General features: G+C 57.1%; 13 protein-coding genes, 1 tRNA gene and 1 pseudogene. 6 read left to right on the top strand and 9 right to left on the bottom strand.

What is annotated here, in order from left to right; translation table 11 throughout:
- Positions 1-69 precede the first annotated feature (69 nt).
- The gene (locus IVB23_RS27235; protein ID WP_247800651.1) at positions 70-1,317 is read right to left on the bottom strand and encodes a DUF2235 domain-containing protein; all 1,248 of its coding nucleotides are present in this window, start codon (positions 1,315-1,317) and stop codon (positions 70-72) included.
- Between the two features lie 14 nt (positions 1,318-1,331).
- On the bottom strand, positions 1,332-2,342 hold the full coding sequence (locus IVB23_RS27230; RefSeq protein ID WP_247800650.1) for a hypothetical protein: 1,011 nt from the start codon (positions 2,340-2,342) through the stop codon (positions 1,332-1,334).
- A 1,202-nt stretch (positions 2,343-3,544) separates the two neighbouring features.
- Here IVB23_RS27230 and IVB23_RS27225 point away from each other — a divergent pair.
- Entirely contained in the window at positions 3,545-3,847 is a 303-nt protein-coding gene (locus IVB23_RS27225) for a DUF3892 domain-containing protein (protein ID WP_346659116.1), read from the top strand.
- A 22-nt stretch (positions 3,848-3,869) separates the two neighbouring features.
- On the opposite strand, the gene IVB23_RS27220 is transcribed toward IVB23_RS27225, so the two are convergent.
- Positions 3,870-4,187, bottom strand: a complete 318-nt coding sequence (locus IVB23_RS27220; protein WP_247800649.1) for an N-formylglutamate amidohydrolase — start codon at positions 4,185-4,187, stop codon at positions 3,870-3,872.
- Between the two features lie 755 nt (positions 4,188-4,942).
- Between IVB23_RS27220 and IVB23_RS27215 the strand changes: the two genes are divergently transcribed.
- The 3 genes from IVB23_RS27215 to IVB23_RS27205 all read left to right on the top strand — a co-directional run bounded on the left by IVB23_RS27215 (position 4,943) and on the right by IVB23_RS27205 (position 7,229).
- A complete protein-coding gene (locus IVB23_RS27215; protein ID WP_247800648.1) occupies positions 4,943-5,335 on the top strand; it encodes an avidin/streptavidin family protein in 393 nt (130 codons plus the stop codon).
- A gap of 548 nt (positions 5,336-5,883) precedes the next feature.
- Positions 5,884-6,090, top strand: a complete 207-nt coding sequence (locus tag IVB23_RS27210) for a cold-shock protein (RefSeq protein WP_247800647.1) — start codon at positions 5,884-5,886, stop codon at positions 6,088-6,090.
- A gap of 647 nt (positions 6,091-6,737) precedes the next feature.
- On the top strand, positions 6,738-7,229 hold the full coding sequence (locus tag IVB23_RS27205) for a hypothetical protein (protein WP_247800646.1): 492 nt from the start codon (positions 6,738-6,740) through the stop codon (positions 7,227-7,229).
- Positions 7,230-7,962: 733 nt separating this feature from the next.
- Here the strand turns inward: IVB23_RS27205 and IVB23_RS27200 are convergent.
- Positions 7,963-8,229: a DUF3551 domain-containing protein gene (locus tag IVB23_RS27200; RefSeq protein WP_247800645.1), complete on the bottom strand. Its 267-nt coding sequence runs from the start codon at positions 8,227-8,229 to the stop codon at positions 7,963-7,965.
- A 359-nt stretch (positions 8,230-8,588) separates the two neighbouring features.
- Complete coding sequence (locus IVB23_RS27195; protein WP_247800644.1) at positions 8,589-8,786, bottom strand: hypothetical protein; 198 nt, start codon at positions 8,784-8,786, stop codon at positions 8,589-8,591.
- Positions 8,787-9,490: 704 nt separating this feature from the next.
- Here IVB23_RS27195 and IVB23_RS27190 point away from each other — a divergent pair.
- Both IVB23_RS27190 and IVB23_RS27185 read left to right on the top strand, forming a co-directional pair.
- Positions 9,491-10,033, top strand: a pseudogene (locus IVB23_RS27190) (helix-turn-helix domain-containing protein); the annotation flags it as partial.
- Positions 10,034-10,364: 331 nt separating this feature from the next.
- A tRNA-Ile gene (locus IVB23_RS27185) sits at positions 10,365-10,440 on the top strand.
- An 805-nt stretch (positions 10,441-11,245) separates the two neighbouring features.
- Here IVB23_RS27185 and IVB23_RS27180 read toward each other — a convergent pair.
- From IVB23_RS27180 to IVB23_RS27165, 4 genes are all read right to left on the bottom strand, one after another.
- Entirely contained in the window at positions 11,246-11,431 is a 186-nt protein-coding gene (locus IVB23_RS27180; protein WP_247800643.1) for a hypothetical protein, read from the bottom strand.
- Positions 11,432-12,077: 646 nt separating this feature from the next.
- Positions 12,078-12,305: a hypothetical protein gene (locus IVB23_RS27175; RefSeq protein ID WP_346659115.1), complete on the bottom strand. Its 228-nt coding sequence runs from the start codon at positions 12,303-12,305 to the stop codon at positions 12,078-12,080.
- Between the two features lie 24 nt (positions 12,306-12,329).
- Positions 12,330-12,806: a hypothetical protein gene (locus IVB23_RS27170; protein WP_247800642.1), complete on the bottom strand. Its 477-nt coding sequence runs from the start codon at positions 12,804-12,806 to the stop codon at positions 12,330-12,332.
- 711 nt (positions 12,807-13,517) lie between these two features.
- Positions 13,518-14,981, bottom strand: coding sequence for a PAS domain S-box protein (locus IVB23_RS27165; protein ID WP_247800641.1), 1,464 nt, complete (start codon positions 14,979-14,981; stop codon positions 13,518-13,520).
- Positions 14,982-15,493: the final 512 nt, after the last annotated feature.

Raw genomic sequence — 15,493 nt, 5'->3', positions numbered from 1 at the left:
TCGGCAACGCCTTTCCGGGGCTCTTCTGAGTGACCGATCACCATATCGAGGTCCGCGGCTTCAGTCCAATCAAGTCGAAATAGCGCCGCTCGCCGGAGAACTTGGCTTAGGCCCGGGGCCGGATGCGGCCGTGTGGTCGCCTCCGCTGGTTGCGGTTTCGTAATACGCCTGCGCTTTGAGATGGTTCTGCAAGGCGACAGGCCTGTAGGGGGCGAAGCTCGTGAAGTTACGCACCGACTTCATCGCCAGCCGTTCATAGACGGTGGGGTGAAGTTGTGCCGTATCGGGCACCTCCCGAACCGCTTTTGCCCACTTGAAGGCCGTGCCGCCCATACCCACCATGCATTCATCATGCATCATCCCGCCAGCCGACGGATATAGTCTTAGTAGTTCCTTGTCGACCAAGGCGCGGCCAGCATTCGGAATCCTTTCGGTGATGAATTCCACCATCCAGGCCAGCGTGATATCCGAGAGACGAGATTCGTTCTCGGGATAGCTTCCGCCGATATCGGCGTGATTGCCGGCGAACCAGATCTGGTCGAATTGCTCCGGCTCACGCTGCCTGTCCGGCCACTTTACGGTACCGCTTCCTCCCCAGGGTACCCGCTTGAAGTCCCTTCGGCCTTCATCGATTGATTGCAGATGCCGCGCGTATTGGATGTCTGATGGGAAATGCCGATCGTAAGCCCAGTCGGGAAAGAAGCGTTGCCAGCCGATTGCGGCCACGGCGTCCCAAATACCGATGAAATAGGCGGAAGCCCCGCTCACGCGCCCGACCTCTGAACTGTAGACGTCGCGAAACTGGGCTGCTCTCTTTTCCGCCTTCGCGCCGTCCCTGGGCATTCCAAGCCAATAGATGGAGGACACCGCATCCGTGGCGACCCTCCTCAACGAAGTCGGATCGAGACTGATCGGCTGGCCGTTCCGCTCCTTCGTCGGAATACCGCACAACTCGAGCACGTGTGCGAGACACCTGGCCGTGTAGGCGCCGCGGCTAAAACCGAATAGGTAGATGCGGTCTTTCGGCTCCCAGACGCCCACGATTGCGACGTAACTATCGATTATCTTCTTCGTAATGCCGAATCCGAACATCTGCTGAACCGTCTCTTTCACCCCGTCCCAGCTGTTGTTATGCCCGGGCATCGGCGTGCCAATACCGGGAATGTAGAGGGCTAACTGCTTGTTCGGGTCGATGATCGATTCAGGTCCGGTGCGTGTTGCCCGATAGAGTTTGTAGACGTTCGTGCGGCTCTCGTCCGGCAGGAGACCGCCTTCGTTGCCCGTGCCATCCGCGAACACCAGGATGTTCTTAGCCATTTCGTTTCCCTTTATCACGTGACGAGAGGTTCGAGGGATGCATCCGCAACGATGATGCCGGTCGCATCGGTGAAGATGGCAGCGACGTCCCTGGCCTTCTGACGGTATGCATCGTAGGTGCTTTGGCCAACGAGCGGGATCGCCTCTGCCGGGCTCATCACCTGCCCCTGCTTGGCGGCCGCCGCGGCAGCCTTTAGCTTCTGCTCATCGGAACGGAGGCCGGAAATAGCGGTATTGAGATCGGAAATGTTGGTCGGCGTCACCAGCTTGCCGCCGATGTAGACGAGTTGGCTAAGTCCAACAATGCCCAGGATCGTGTCGGGAACAACGAACGTCGAAAGCTGATTTACGCCTGCCGCGATCAAGCCTCCGATCAAGACCAGCCCGAAAATGAAGCTCTGGTACCGATATACATCAAAGACGCCATCCGTGGAGAAGAAGTCACGCCAGGTCGCCTTTGACGGGTCGACAATCGTCTTGGCCATCGGAAGCCAATTGCGCCGCAGTAGCCACGCCCTGTTTTCCGCCGACAGTGTGTTACGTTGGCTATCAGTGCCCTTGGCTATAGTGGAGCCGATGCCGCTGATGCCCAGCAGCGTCAGGATCGATCCCGAGAGGTCGACCAACGTACCTGTCTGAAGCAATAGCAGCGAGATCAGAGCAGCAACCGCAAGGGAGAAGGCCAACGTCTGAAATGTCGACAGGCTTCCTTTGCCGTCCGACCCCGCCGAGACCTGTGCGGGATTCAAAGCGCGCAGGAAGGACCCCAACGTGTGATCCTTCTTGCGCAGCGCGAAGGCTATCCAGAGATAGAGAACCAGCACCTCGAAAAGGACGGCCCCAATGCTGAACCAATACGGACTGAGGCGGACGCTTACGGACGAGACGCGCCAAGGAGACTGACCGACCGGGTTGTTGCAGGTGTAAAGATAAAGATCGACCCTACTCCAAAACCAAGCCAGATCGTCTCCCATATTCAAGGTGACGATGGTTTGGTCGGGCTCGAGCAGATGCTTCTTGACCAACGTGTCCGATTCCGACGCGCGATGCGTGACCACGTCCTGCCGCTTGAATAAGATAAGTTTCGTTTCCGTAGTCGATACCCGCGAAATAACGTACGCCATCCACGAATGGCGCGCGCACGCCGACGTCAACGCGCTGATTTGTGGGAAAGAAGTTGGTGGTCAGCACGATTGGGGCGCCTACCGGATTGCGACCAGATCGAAGTTCTATCGCGAACTCTCCGGGCTTCACGCACTGCTTCTGAGGATCGCTTGGCATGATCTGAACGCTCGCAGGGGCGCCGGCGCCCGTCGACTGCGCTTGCTTTTGGATCGAAGCATCGGGTCGCGGTTCGCCAGATGTCGACTGCGGCACCGCAGTGTTCTGCCCGTCATCTTGCGCCGGTTGAGCCTGCTGCATTCTCGCGGGAGAAGGGAGAAGCACAGCTGTTAGCGCCACGGCGCAAACAGCTAGAATGCGGGATTGAGCCATTACGTTTTCCGGTGCTAAGCAAACCACCAGATCATTACCCATGGTTGCTTAGGCCCTGCAAGCCAACTTCCATGATTCATTCCGTTTCTCCCCGAGTAAAGCAGGCGATCAAACCAGCAATCGGTCAGTCAATATCTCGAGCTCGGCATCGCCATCCCCGAGGAGCTATGAGTATGAATTCGACGTCTGGTATCATCTCATCATAGTTATCGACGAGACCGGCGGGCGCCGCGACATTTGCGTAGGCCGTGGCTGACTTCGGAATGACAAGAGCTTCGGATCAAGGCCGCCCATCCTGTTCGATAACAATTGGCGGCGGCAAATGGGACGAATATGCCGGAAATCTGCGTCATGCCCGTGTTAGCGGATTTAGATCCGGACAGGCCGCGCCGCAAAGATTCGCGATGGAATGCAGCGTGCCCCTAGGGCGGGAGCGACATTGAATGATCTTTTACCTATGTGTTCTCGCCCGGGGCTGAGCGGTGGCCTTTGGAGAGATCTGCTTGCGAGATTATCGGCCCGACCTCGGTAGAAACGCCTTCGATGAAGAAGACCGAAGACCATCATGCGATCTCGGTATTGCAGACCTTCGGCTAGATGGCGATTGGCCGACAGTGCTTAACGCATCGGCAAGAGCCCAGCGCAAGGTAAACGCATTGTGCTTACTCCGGACCGTAGCGACATAGATCTTTGTCCGTCGGAAGAGCAGGATTCTCGCTCGCTCAACAATTAAATGGAAAGTAGAACGATGGCCACTTACCGCATTGATTGTGTTCACAAGCCGAAACGTATGAGTCGGCACGAGCACATCACGGATGTCGGTGGGCCCAAGCCCGAAGGAGGAAGATGGCGGGACAACGTGGAAAACGTCGTCCGGTTTATCGAGAACAAGCAGCACAGGTTCTACACGCAAGACGGTAATTCGACCGCCTGGGTTGCCGCGCGAAAAAGCCCGTCGGGACGCAAATTCATCCAGACCCACGCGGATGGAGTCTGGACCGACAATTTGCTCGCCCTCGACGAGTGCTCGACCTAGCTCAACCGCACCCGACATACGCCTACGATTTCTCGTCGATGAGCGCGGGACAACGCAATTCCCAAGCGCGGGCCACAAAGGTGATCCTGCGCAGACGACCAGAGTCGGCGCTGTGGCCGGATTCAGCAGCATGGCCGGACCGGATCATCAAGACAACCGTAATCCATATGCTTGTGTATCGCAGTTCGATCAGCAGCGCTTCGGTCGAAGGGCAGTAGTGCTTTCTGATCACATAGCCGCCGGCAAGGGGTTCATTGGAAGCTGTGCGGAAGCCCTGTCGCTCGAGCGAGGGCGGCTGTTGTTTGTTGACGCGACGTGCCTCGCAAGCCGCGGACTCCACAGCGGCGCCTTCATTCAGCCGTCCATTGAGCAGGCTTTCACGCTGCTTCTTCGAAGATGGCTAAGAAACAACCGACTGGCACCTCCGGGTCTACGGCTTCCTGCCTGAATTGGGGATTACAAGGATCGCGGCGATACACGATCGATACGTCGCCGACTTGAATCGATATCCGGAGGGCTGCTATTTGGTTCGTTCCAGGAAGCCGTGATTTCCGAGTCTCTGTTCGGCGAACACGGATCTATCAGGAGCGCCCGGACCCAAGGTCTTCTTTCCCAAGGATTGGTCGAATACCACGTATCGTATCACCAGGCGCTATCTGAGATCATTGGCCCACGAAAGTCATGCGGGCGGGGCCTGCTTCTTGATCTGCAGCGTTTTTCGGACCCATTGAAGACGATGATGCTAGCAACACGGGATGGACGTCCTGGCGCGGATTGCCCGATCCGATACAGCTCGTGGACAATGACCCCTACTCTCCGCATCTCCTCCGACGACCATAGTCATGGCATTGCTGCCTCACATCAAAATAACCGAGCATCGGCTCGGCGCTCGGCCGCCCAGGCGAACCGATTCGAGGATGAAAAGCGCCGAGGGCTCGACAGGGTCCGACTACGCCGCGATCCAGCGTGATTTCGGGTATATGCGCCGCATTCCTTTGCCGAAAGCGAGCTAAGAGCAGCGAATATGACCTCAAGTTGTATCACGCTAGGTGATCCACGTTGCGACCTTTAAGTGACCTTTTTTGGGGCTTCAATATGAAGAGACTTCTGGGACTCTTGCTGCTCGCCCATTCCTTCTTTCTTTCCGCCGAGGCCATTGCGCAGGGGCTTCCTGCTCCCTCATACTGGAAGAATGAACGAGGTTCTGAACTTTTTGTTTGGTCCGCCAATAGCGGGGCAATACAAGGGACTTTCACAAACCATGCTCAAGGGTTTGCGTGCCAGGGCATTCCTTATCCTGCATCGGGAGCCGTTCGCCCAACTGGCTTGTATTTTGTTGTTACCTTTGCCCAGTGCAATTCCTTCACCCGGTGGGTTGGAAAACTCAACGGGTCTCAAATGCCAACCTCATGGACGCTGTTCTACGTTGACAAGAACGGCAAGCCCGGCAAGTTGAAGGGCGCCGATACATTCACGCGCGTATGGTAGTTTTCAATCTTCTTGCTCTGTCGCAACCTTAGATTGGAAACTCACTCTCGCGAGTTTTTGGCTGCGTCTCTTCGGGAAATGTAGGCTCGCCTTCGTGGAGCACTGGGCTGTCCAGGATCAGCTTCGATGCTTGACAGTCGTGCCGAACGGCCCGGGAAAAACATCAAAGGGCATCTCCCGAAATCCGAAAGGACATTCTAAATTTGCGTCCGAATCGCGGGACGATCCGTGCACTAGCGTTACTTTTCAGACCCTTGTTTTGAAGCCGAGCGCGGGCTCCGGCAGATGCCGCTAACATGTGCGGCGGTCGCGTTGCCTGAGTTTGGTTGACGATGTGAATTTTCAGCTCTCGATAGCCAGAATTCTCGCGCAGCGCGATTCGCTGGCTTCGCCGCCGGAAGTAGCCGAGGGCGCGCTCACTCTCACCGTTCCGCGAAGCTGCTTGCTATTGCCGCTTCGTGTTGCGCGGCGACAAGATAACGAGTACGGACTTGATCCCACTCTGCCCATTAGGTAGATCGCCGTCATTTGGAATTGGAGATACTTTAGTGACGACTGGTATCGTAAAGTGGTTTAACGCGACCAAGGGCTACGGTTTTATCAAGCTGGATGATGGCGGAGCCGACGTTTTCGTGCACATAGGGCGGTCGAGAAGGCCCGGCTATACCGATCTTGCAGAGGGGGCCTTGATCAGGTTCGAGATCAAGTCTGGCAGCTCAGGCAAGGTATCCGCAGAAAATCTGCGTACAGGATGATTTGCGCTATCAGCTACATGACGTCAACAATGAGCCGATTAACGTAACCTGCGCCACGACGACGGATGATCCAGATCGGCATGAAGTCGCGCTCAAAGCGGCTCGTGACGCTGAACTCCACGCGTGCAGCGGACCAAGCTATTCTACGTCCTCGTTGGACAGCTCAAGCCGCGCCCCGCAAGTCGCGACTTTCTGCGCGTACAGTTGGCTATTAGATGAGCCCGAGAACCCGGAGTAACGCTCGAATTCTGCGTTTAAGAGCAGATGTTTGACCGATTCCATCACCGTGATCGTGTGAAGTTGATTTGTAGCCCTTGGCAGCTTCAGCACCGGACCTCCCTGCAAAGAAGGTTGGCACGGGAGCGAGTGGGGTGGGATTTCAGCTCATTGACCTGAGATTGGCAGGCGAACATTTATTCCCGCTTGTTGAACTCTGCTCGCCCGGAATCGTTTGAGGATGGAGCTCCTGAGATTTGATGCGCCGAGCTGCGAGCACCATCGTCGATGCCGCACAGCAGAGACGCAGCGGTTCGTGAACCGCGGATCTCTACAGACAATCAGGCTGCATTGAGAGCCATGGCAGTACGTGAACAAGCGTCCTAAATCGCGCATCCCCTGTCTCAGTACGTTTTTCTTGAGATTTTTTTATGACACCTATTCAAGCGATCAAAGATTGGTACGTGTCCCTGGACGACGAACTTCAATCGGACATCGCATACATGTTCGTATCTCTGCCCCTCGGTGATCGCCAGTTTGCCCCCGCTGCCGCTGTTCGAAGACTGCTGCAATGGTTTGACGTGCGTAGTGCAGGCACGGAACATGAGGATGCCTTAGCTGCCGTCATGTTTCGCGCCTCATTCGAATACATATTTGCCGGCCGCTTCACGGGCGCCGGGTGGATTTTTCCGGAGCAAATGTTCAAAGACGTGATCCGCGAGGCTGCTGAAGGTAAAGAGGCAAGCAAGATTGCAACGAGCGCATTCCAGTTACTGCGGAACTTTCCGGACCGGAAAACGAAATGGAACGAGGCACGTAAGAACTGGAATGCCCTAGTCAACTCGGCGCTCAACGATGATGCGCTGAGGCAGTGGACACAAGATCAGTTCCTGGCGAGCGACTTCGGGCCGACGCAAGACTGAAAAAGCCCTTGCCCCATCACCTCCGCGCAATCCTCGGGATGGAGCACTTGCCAGCCGGGTCCCGGGAAGTCGCAATAGGACCAGACTTTTCGAAAGATCATGCCGATCAGCATGCCGATAGTCTGAGACCAGCCAGCGCGATCATTAGAACGGCAACTTCCAAAGAGAGTCCCCAAAAGAACATCGCGGCGATGACGAAATAGGTGATCTAACCAATGGCTGACCTCCCCCGAAATAGGGGACGATGCAGCATCACAACCACAACGTTTAGCGGCGGTTGCGGGCGCTCAGGCGCCGCATGTCTGCTCAGAACTGGCGCCTAACGGCCGAGTGCACCCACACTCTGGTGGGCAATCAAAGCAGTGAGGCCGCCCTGCCTCAGCATCACACATGGCGGCCCCTTGCCAGTCTGCTTGCAGCCGCCGGCCCAAATCGACAGCCACAGCTGGTCCACCGGTGTTAAGCCGGATCGCCTGATATTTCCGGCCTCTTGGCGGCTGTCTTGATGAATCTCCGCTCAGCCACCACCGTTCGAACAGATCTCGTGGTCCTCATTTGTTTGTGGGCGGACAAGCGCAGGGCTTTGGGATATGCCGCGGGACCCAGCCTCCCTCCAGAAAAGCGGAATTCAGCGCAGAGCCAGGTGAGGTCGGACGAAGGGCAACAAGAGCCTCGAAGGCCAGATCTTGAGTCCGAAGCCGCCGCTTGGCTCATCTAGCAATTCTGATTCACATCAGCGCTGTTGTCTTCCTTGTCTCTCGAAAGCGTAGATCGGATTGATACCGCAATGGGCGTGTGTACCGGATGCAGTAGCCATGCACTGGCTATAGGTTGAGAACTGGCAATTGCCCGGATATCCCCAACTACGTCCCTGCAGGCAATAAACGTCTTGGCGAACCGATGGGGTGTACGAATGAACCCGCGAAGCAGCGGTCGAACGCGATCCAAAGCCGACGAGGATGGGAAGTGCTAACACTCCGATAAGGAGAAGGTAGCGCATGAGATCTCTTGCCTCCGTTAAGCTCGCTGAAGATAGAGCATCCGAATTGCGCCGTTTGATCTTAGTCAATGGAAGATAGCCGGTCCAGTCCGTCAGGACCTCGGAAACAGGCTTCAGTGTGATTGGTGCCCGCGAGCGCGACCAAACTTGAGCGGGACGCTGGATGCAAAACAAGGCGGAGCAACAAGAGGTCGGAATGGCACGGCACCTGGCCGCGGTCAGGCCATTTCCGGAAAATCGGCCGAGCTTTGGAGCAGCCTCCATGGCGGAACGCATCTTTTAAGCGCGACTGGGCACATCCGCGCGGCGGAACACTCGTGTAGTAAGTCGTCCTGGGAAGCCCGCGTGCTGCCGAGGACCTATCGCGCCGTGATAGCAGCTTTGGAAAGCGCTTCCCGACCGATCTGTTTGAGCCGCTCGGGCCTCGTCTCGCCTCTGCTGGCAGCTTCCAGAATTTTCGAGGCGACATCAACGCGAGCGCCTGTCTCGTACCGGGAAAGGCTTACGCAGACCTCATCGAGGACCGACCGTAGAAGCGCAGTTGTAGCGGCGTTCATTTGCGGATCCCAGAGTCTCAAGCAGGCGAGCCAGTATAGGTTTGGGGTAACTCCACAGCGATCGATCAGAACTCCGGGGACCTGGCCACCCTCGCCTATTGGGTTCGGTGAAGCCAACACCAATGCTCAAGCTCGGGTCGCAATGTGGGAGTAACAAAAAGTAGAGATCAGCGATAATGGAGGACGAAGCTAACAAATACGCTACAGCCAGATGTCTGTTTGAAGCTGTGGCATGCTTTACTTAAATTGAAGAGAACGCGATGGCGATGCCCCTGACGTGCGGCCAGCGCGACAACCGCTGTCGATCCCCGCCCCACCGCAATCGCGGCGATCGGGCTGGGTGCAGCCGGTATGGATTGATATTCGTGTGTATGCTTCTCTTCCAAACAGCCATTCGCTGAGATGATCAATCAAGAGCATAGAACGTCCGCCGCTTCTCTCACGACGATCGAGTATCTTGTTAGCGACCTCCTTTCTAAGCATTACGACAAGAGCTACGGATCTCGGCCGGTAGTGGGCGCGCTATCCGTAGACCCAATTTGAGCTAGCTTGAATATTCATGGATCAATTAAAAATGAATACAGCTCTGCGTGTATAGCCATTTCACTTCAAGGCTTCCGGAGCCGGGGCCGTCCCCCGCGCTTCTCTTGTGCGCGTAGGACCATAGATCCCGCCGCAATTCGCTCACTGAGCTCGGCATATCGAGCGAGTATGTCTATCAGGTCATGAAAGGCGGGGTGCGCACCTACAAACTGCTGTCTGATGGGCGGCGCCAGATTGGCGCATTTCATTTGCCGGGTGACATCTTTGGATTCGAGAACGGTGGAGTACACCGATTCACCGCGGAAGCGATCACGCAAAGCACCGTGCGCCTGATCAAGCGGCAAACTCTTGATGCGGTTCGTCCAGACTGACGCGGTTGTCTGGCGTACCTTGCTCAGTATGACTACGAATAACTTGCAGCACGCAGAAGACCACATGCTGCTGCTTGGACGTAAGACTGCTCTGGAGCGCGTTGCCGCGTTCTTGCATGAGATGGATGTGCGGCTCACAGCCGCTGACGTTGTGTCACTGCCAATGTCTCGACGAGACATCGCGGATTATCTTGGCTTGACCATCGAAACCGTTTCACGTGCGCAGTGTCGCAATTGCATAGTGATGGCGTGCTCGATTTCATCGGGAATACTCAACGCGAGATCATGATTCTGGACCGGCAGGGGCTCGCGAGTTTCGACCTGCAAAGCTAAACCGAGCTGATACGTGCAATCCCTCTCTCGCCGCGAGAGGCCGGCGCAGCAACCACGGGCCTACAGACAGGAATCGGAGCTCCAGAGATGTAAGCGTCATTGCCATCGTGTGGCGGCGACTGCCTGCGCGCCCGCTGGACCGACGCGAGAAGCTCACCTGGTCAGTCGGCCTGTTCTATTCAGCGAGAATGAGCTAAGGCATGACTCAATCGGCACTTCTCGGGAGGGAGGAGAGGAGGGAGGCTCTTTCAATGGGATTGCCAGAATGCCAGCCAACCTGTAAACGAGCCCCCGCGCCGGTCCGAGCGTCGTTCAGCGGTCGCCAGCAGCGGGGCCTGTAGCTCAATGGTTAGAGCCGGCCGCTCATAACGGTCTGGTTGCAGGTTCGAGTCCTGCCGGGCCCACCAGCGAGATCAATAATAATAATAGCATAGCAGCTTACTGTGGCGATCCATTTTTCGGCGGACCGTTTCGCGGACCGCACCTCAAGGCTCTCGCAATCGTCTACGCGACGGTGAGGGATAATACGGATGGGATCGCCTTCGGCCATAGGTGAGTTGCTGCCATTCCGCTGGGCCGTGACGCATGAATAACGACGGGCTGCGAAGCCGGACGGCAAGATAAGGCGACCTGTGAATAGTTGGGAAACTTCCCAGTCCTCGTATTGCTACCCTGCATTGTGCCATCGTGAGTGACACGCCGATTCGCGTGGAGCATTCGAACCTCCATCTCCTCTCAGCCAATGTAGGCTGGAGAACAGGACGCATCCGGCGATGACGCGGGTGATGAAGGCGCTCGGTTGACGCGCTGAGCGGGCAGCGTTTGTTGTTCGGAGAGACACATGGATTTAGATGAGGCAATTGCCATACTGCTCGATCTTCTGCGGAATGACCGGGCGCGAAATTACGGATATGACCTATACGCACGAAATGGAGCGGAGTTTGCGGCTCGACAGCGGTGTCCGCATGAGCACCACTTGGAGGGTCCACTTCGAGAACTGTCGCCGATATTCTACGACGCGGCTTGGGAGTTGTGCAGGCGCGGAATTGTTCGACCCGGGGTTCGAAGGTCGGGCGAGCAAGCGGTCGAAGAAGGCGGTTAGCCGCAGTAGCGGCGGCTCGGCGAAGAGACGCGGTAGTCTTCATAGGAAAGCTCACGAGCACGCGGCATAACGAAGAGAACTTGCTGCGCGGCGCATCACCATCCCATCCTTCATTTGGCCCGCAATATGTCATCCGCTAATTGGAAGTCACCCGGTTTTCCCTTGGCAATGGTCCTTACTCCTGCCTTGCTCAGCTCTTGCCGCTTGTTCTTGATCCGGCCGTCCTTCTCGTCCTGGCCGAAATCGTAGATCAAGAGATAAACGTGCGGGTGGATTGATAGCGCGAGTTTCGTCATCAACGGCGGAACGCAGGATAGTTCGGATCTTTATAGTCAGGTCCAGTCGCTGTAAGCAGACCAACGATAACAGCGTCAAGGCCGCGAACCTTCAGGAAGAAATAGCCTGGCTTCAAAAGCAGCCGGAAACGGTGGCGCGGGATCAGCAGATCGTTCAGCTATCCGAAAGCCTCAAGCAACTGAAGCAGTCGACCGACGCCAACACAGCGGCTACGCAGGCGACATTGAACCCGCTCTATAGCGGCCGAGGCGCGCTCGCGATCGGCTATTACAAGGTATTGCCCTGGACAATTCTATCTCCGTTCGATCAGGGCCCCTTCGATCAAGAACTCAAGAACATCGATCGACCAATCAGCCTCCGCAACAAAGCGTGCGGGAGGTCCCTCTATTTTTCACCCCAGCGAGCACCGTCCTTCATCGGCACGGGTTGCACGCCGCCGCCGGACGTCGGTTCTGACCTACGCGGTTTGCGCGGGGGGATCATAGCGACGACGACCAGGATGTTTAGGAACACCCAAATGGCAAGCAAGGTGAGAGGTGTAGGCACAATGGAAATCCTATGAAACCAGGCGTGGGGCAATTTACGGAGACGCTGAAATAGCACTAAGGCACAAAGGTGATGGTACGCCCCGCAGGACTACGGTGGTCATAGCTCGCGGTTCTTCAGCGCGGCCACGACGATCCAGGGATAGCGCTTGGTCCAGTCGTAGCCGCCCTTGGTGATGAGCCGCACGCGCTCGCCCTCGCGCTCGAGCCGCAGGCGATAGCCGTCATACTTTGATCTCGTGCAGCCAGTCGGGCCCGGCTGGGACGATCTTCCCAGAGGTTGGAATGCAGAACTCGAATGCCTTGTCCATGCTCCGGAGATAGGCATTCGAGAGGAAAACTGCGAATCCGCCTAGCCCTCGAGCTCGACGTATTTACGGAGCTTGAACACGATGTCCGGCAAGGCCTGGCGGAGGCGTGCAGCGTTCTGGGAATTGGTCGAGATCGGCGCGAACCTGATCATGGCGTTCCAATTCCGGTATCCGTAGACGGTGATCGATACTCCGGATCTCGGAAAGCCATCCGTCTTGCGAAGCTCACTAAGGACGAGGTCGCCGATCGCGACAGCGGGCAATCGTGCTCGTCTTTCGTCGGGACCGTTCACGGATGTGGGAACAGTTGGCTTGGTTGGGGGCGCTGCCGGGGCCATCGGCTCCTCCGCTGGCGGCATCTCCGGCGCCACGGGCGCCGTTGAGGGCGCGCTCATCGGCGCTGTCGGGGCGGCCTCAGCGAGCGGATGCGGTTCGGAAGCTTGCGCCTCCGCGCGCTTGCCGCTCAGAATGCCGCCAATCAGCGCCACAAGGTCTTGGTCTTTTGCCGCATCACCCATCGACGGCCTCCCGTCTTGATCGCCTGCCTAGGCCTCCATGTACGAAATAGCGAGGTTTTCGCAGATCGACGCGAAAGCCATTTTCGTCTCAGCGTCCTCGAAGCAAAAATGTGTCCCTTTATCACCTCGCTCCATCCACCAGTCCACCTTGTTGGCTCGTGAAACGCGGGATGCCTCTCCGCGCAACTGGTCTAGCAGCCTTCCGGAGGCATGTACTACGATCACGCGGTTTTCCATTTGAACGCTCATCGGGCCATTGAACGATCGGATACTGGAATACCAACTCGGCCGCCGTCTGTTCGCTTTCCAACCTTCCTAGATGGACCTGGCGTCCAGGCTTCGCAGGCGAGCCGATCGGCAGCCTTCCGGGCTTCTGCTGCACGCTCTGCCTTCGCCCGAACGGACGCTCCATAAGAACTCGTGCAGGGCAGGTTGCGTTTGCCCGCCTTCGACAACCGGCACAGAAACGGCCTCGGGCAGCCACCCGTCAGATGCCTGAACTTCCGGCCCCGATCTGGCAGGTTCTTGGAGGCGGCGCTCCAGCGCCCGGCATATGTCCGCTGCGCGCGAGGCTGACCGACGGGTGCCTTCCACTGATGTTGAGTTTTGGTGCCAAGGAAAGGTCAGGATCACCACGGCCGCGCGAGATTGATTTTGCTAGGCGGTCCGGTGATTTCTTGTACAACTTGATTTCATCAGAATGACTGAGCGCTAGGGATGCGTCACGACGCGGTCCTTTGGAAAAGAAAGGTCTATTGTCAGGCCCGCTGGGTTCCAATCCCACGCGATCACGCCCCCGAATTGGCTCTGCACCGTCGCACGGGCGAGTAGCGTACCAAAGCCCTCTACCTCTGCTTGACGATCGACCGGTGGTCCTCCGCGTTCCGTCCAGGTTACCGCAAATTGGTCAATGTTTTCGGAGCACGCGATATTGATGGAGCCACTTTGGGTCGAAAGTGCCCCGTACTTTGCGGCATTGGTTGCAAACTCGTGCAATAGCAACGCAAAACCGGTCACCCCATCGCCCGCGATTGGAATGTCGGGTCCACTGATCGCGACACGCGCCCCGTCTTTGTCGGTGCCGCCGTCATAAGGCGAGAGAATCGTCCTAATCAACGTATGAAGCAGCGTTGACTGTTGCGTTCGATGAGTGCCATCGGCTGTCAGCTTCAACGTCAGGTCGTTTGCTTTCGCGAGGGACGCCAAGCGGTCGCGCACCACAGAAGCGAGTTCTTCCGCTGTTTTCGCCGATCGGGCACTCATCGTGACCACGCCGCCAGCGACAGCAAAGAGGTTCTTGATGCGATGGTCCATCTCTCGGAAGATTAGCTGCTGCTGCTCCTCTGCTCGCTTTCGAAATGAAATGTCACGGGCTATTTTCGAAGCGCCGACGATCTTGCCGTCCTTATCTCTGATCGGGGAGATCGTCAGCGAAATGTCGATAGTGCTGCCATCCTTGCGTTGACGAACGCTTTCGTAGTGCTCGACGCGCTCGCCGCGCCGGATCCGGGCAAGAATGGCCGGCTCCTCATCCTGACGATCGGGAGGGATTAGCATCGTGACCGACTTCCCAATCGCCTCTTCAGCACTATAGCCGAACAGCCGCTCCGCGCCTTGATTCCAGCTTTTGATGATGCTGTTGAGGTCTTTCGAAACGATCGCGTCGTCGGACGATTCGACGATCGCAGCGATGGCTCGATAGCGCACCTCGCTTTCTCGAAGCCGTTGTTCAGTCTCCCGGCGCTCGGTGATGTCCACCAGCATGTTGACTGCGCCAACCAAAGCACCTGAAGCATCGAATAGGGGAGTTGGATACGGAATGAACGGCACGCGCGTGCCGTCCGGCCGTTCGGCGACCGCTTCCATGCCCCGGATCGGACGCCGCTCTTTCAGAGCCAGCGCCATCGGACATTCGGCGTGCGGCAAGGGAGTGCCGTCCGGCCAATAGAGCTTCCATGATCCGCAAAACGCGGCGGTCCCGAGCGTCGGCCGGCAGCCCCACAATTGCGCCGCCGCTTCATTGTAGAAAGTAATGCGGCCGGCGGCGTCCGTCATGTAGAGCGCTGCCGGCAGTACCTGCAAGAGTTCGTCGGATTCCCAGGCCCCTTGATGTACATTGGGCTTCTGCAGGGAAACCAGCAACGAATCAATGGCGTTTTGTTCGGCGTTACTCATCACACCCTCACGGCCGGAACACCTAAACTTGCGTAAGCTCGACCGCCGGCGTCACGTTAGCGTAGCACCTTGCGGAACCGGCGCAATTTCATTTATGGCTTCGCTGTCGACCCCAACGATCATCTCAAAAGACAATAGGCTTTGCGGTGGAACGTTCCAAACGCAGGATCGTGGGAGATCCGCATGAACTCTAGTACCTCTGGCTCGACATCGTCGTTTGGAGGCGCGCTACCCCAAAATCATCATCGACAGGAGGTGTTTCAGCCCTTCATCCTCGTAATCCGTTCAGACCACGAGTCCTATGCCTGCAACGTGGTCCTGTCGCCGCTACCGTCGGCGTCGTGTTCGCTTGAGCAATAACGCCAGCTGGAAAGCCAAACAGACTAGTCTGAGACCTTCGGAGCGCATAGGTGGGACTAAATGACTGCTATGGGTCCAGACTGTGTAAGAACGTTTTTCCTCCCCCAAAAACAGCACGCAACCGGGGACGATCCGCGTCGACACAACGGTCT

The sequence above is a fragment of the Bradyrhizobium sp. 191 genome (assembly GCF_023100985.1).
Classification (GTDB): domain Bacteria; phylum Pseudomonadota; class Alphaproteobacteria; order Rhizobiales; family Xanthobacteraceae; genus Bradyrhizobium; species Bradyrhizobium diversitatis.
The sequence above is the reverse complement of the archived record's forward strand: the minus strand, read 5'-3'. Positions and strand labels throughout refer to the sequence as shown.

Excerpts from the sequence above, each read along its gene's own strand:
- IVB23_RS27235 (WP_247800651.1), bottom strand. The coding sequence starts at position 1,317 with ATGGCTAAGAACATCCTGGTGTTCGCGGATGGCACGGGCAACGAAGGC.
- IVB23_RS27225 (WP_346659116.1), top strand. The coding sequence starts at position 3,545 with ATGGAAAGTAGAACGATGGCCACTTACCGCATTGATTGTGTTCACAAG.
- IVB23_RS27215 (WP_247800648.1), top strand. The coding sequence starts at position 4,943 with ATGAAGAGACTTCTGGGACTCTTGCTGCTCGCCCATTCCTTCTTTCTT.
- IVB23_RS27205 (WP_247800646.1), top strand. The coding sequence starts at position 6,738 with ATGACACCTATTCAAGCGATCAAAGATTGGTACGTGTCCCTGGACGAC.
- IVB23_RS27200 (WP_247800645.1), bottom strand. The coding sequence starts at position 8,229 with ATGCGCTACCTTCTCCTTATCGGAGTGTTAGCACTTCCCATCCTCGTC.
- IVB23_RS27195 (WP_247800644.1), bottom strand. The coding sequence starts at position 8,786 with ATGAACGCCGCTACAACTGCGCTTCTACGGTCGGTCCTCGATGAGGTC.
- IVB23_RS27180 (WP_247800643.1), bottom strand. The coding sequence starts at position 11,431 with ATGACGAAACTCGCGCTATCAATCCACCCGCACGTTTATCTCTTGATC.
- IVB23_RS27175 (WP_346659115.1), bottom strand. The coding sequence starts at position 12,305 with ATGCCTATCTCCGGAGCATGGACAAGGCATTCGAGTTCTGCATTCCAA.
- IVB23_RS27170 (WP_247800642.1), bottom strand. The coding sequence starts at position 12,806 with ATGGGTGATGCGGCAAAAGACCAAGACCTTGTGGCGCTGATTGGCGGC.
- IVB23_RS27165 (WP_247800641.1), bottom strand. The coding sequence starts at position 14,981 with ATGAGTAACGCCGAACAAAACGCCATTGATTCGTTGCTGGTTTCCCTG.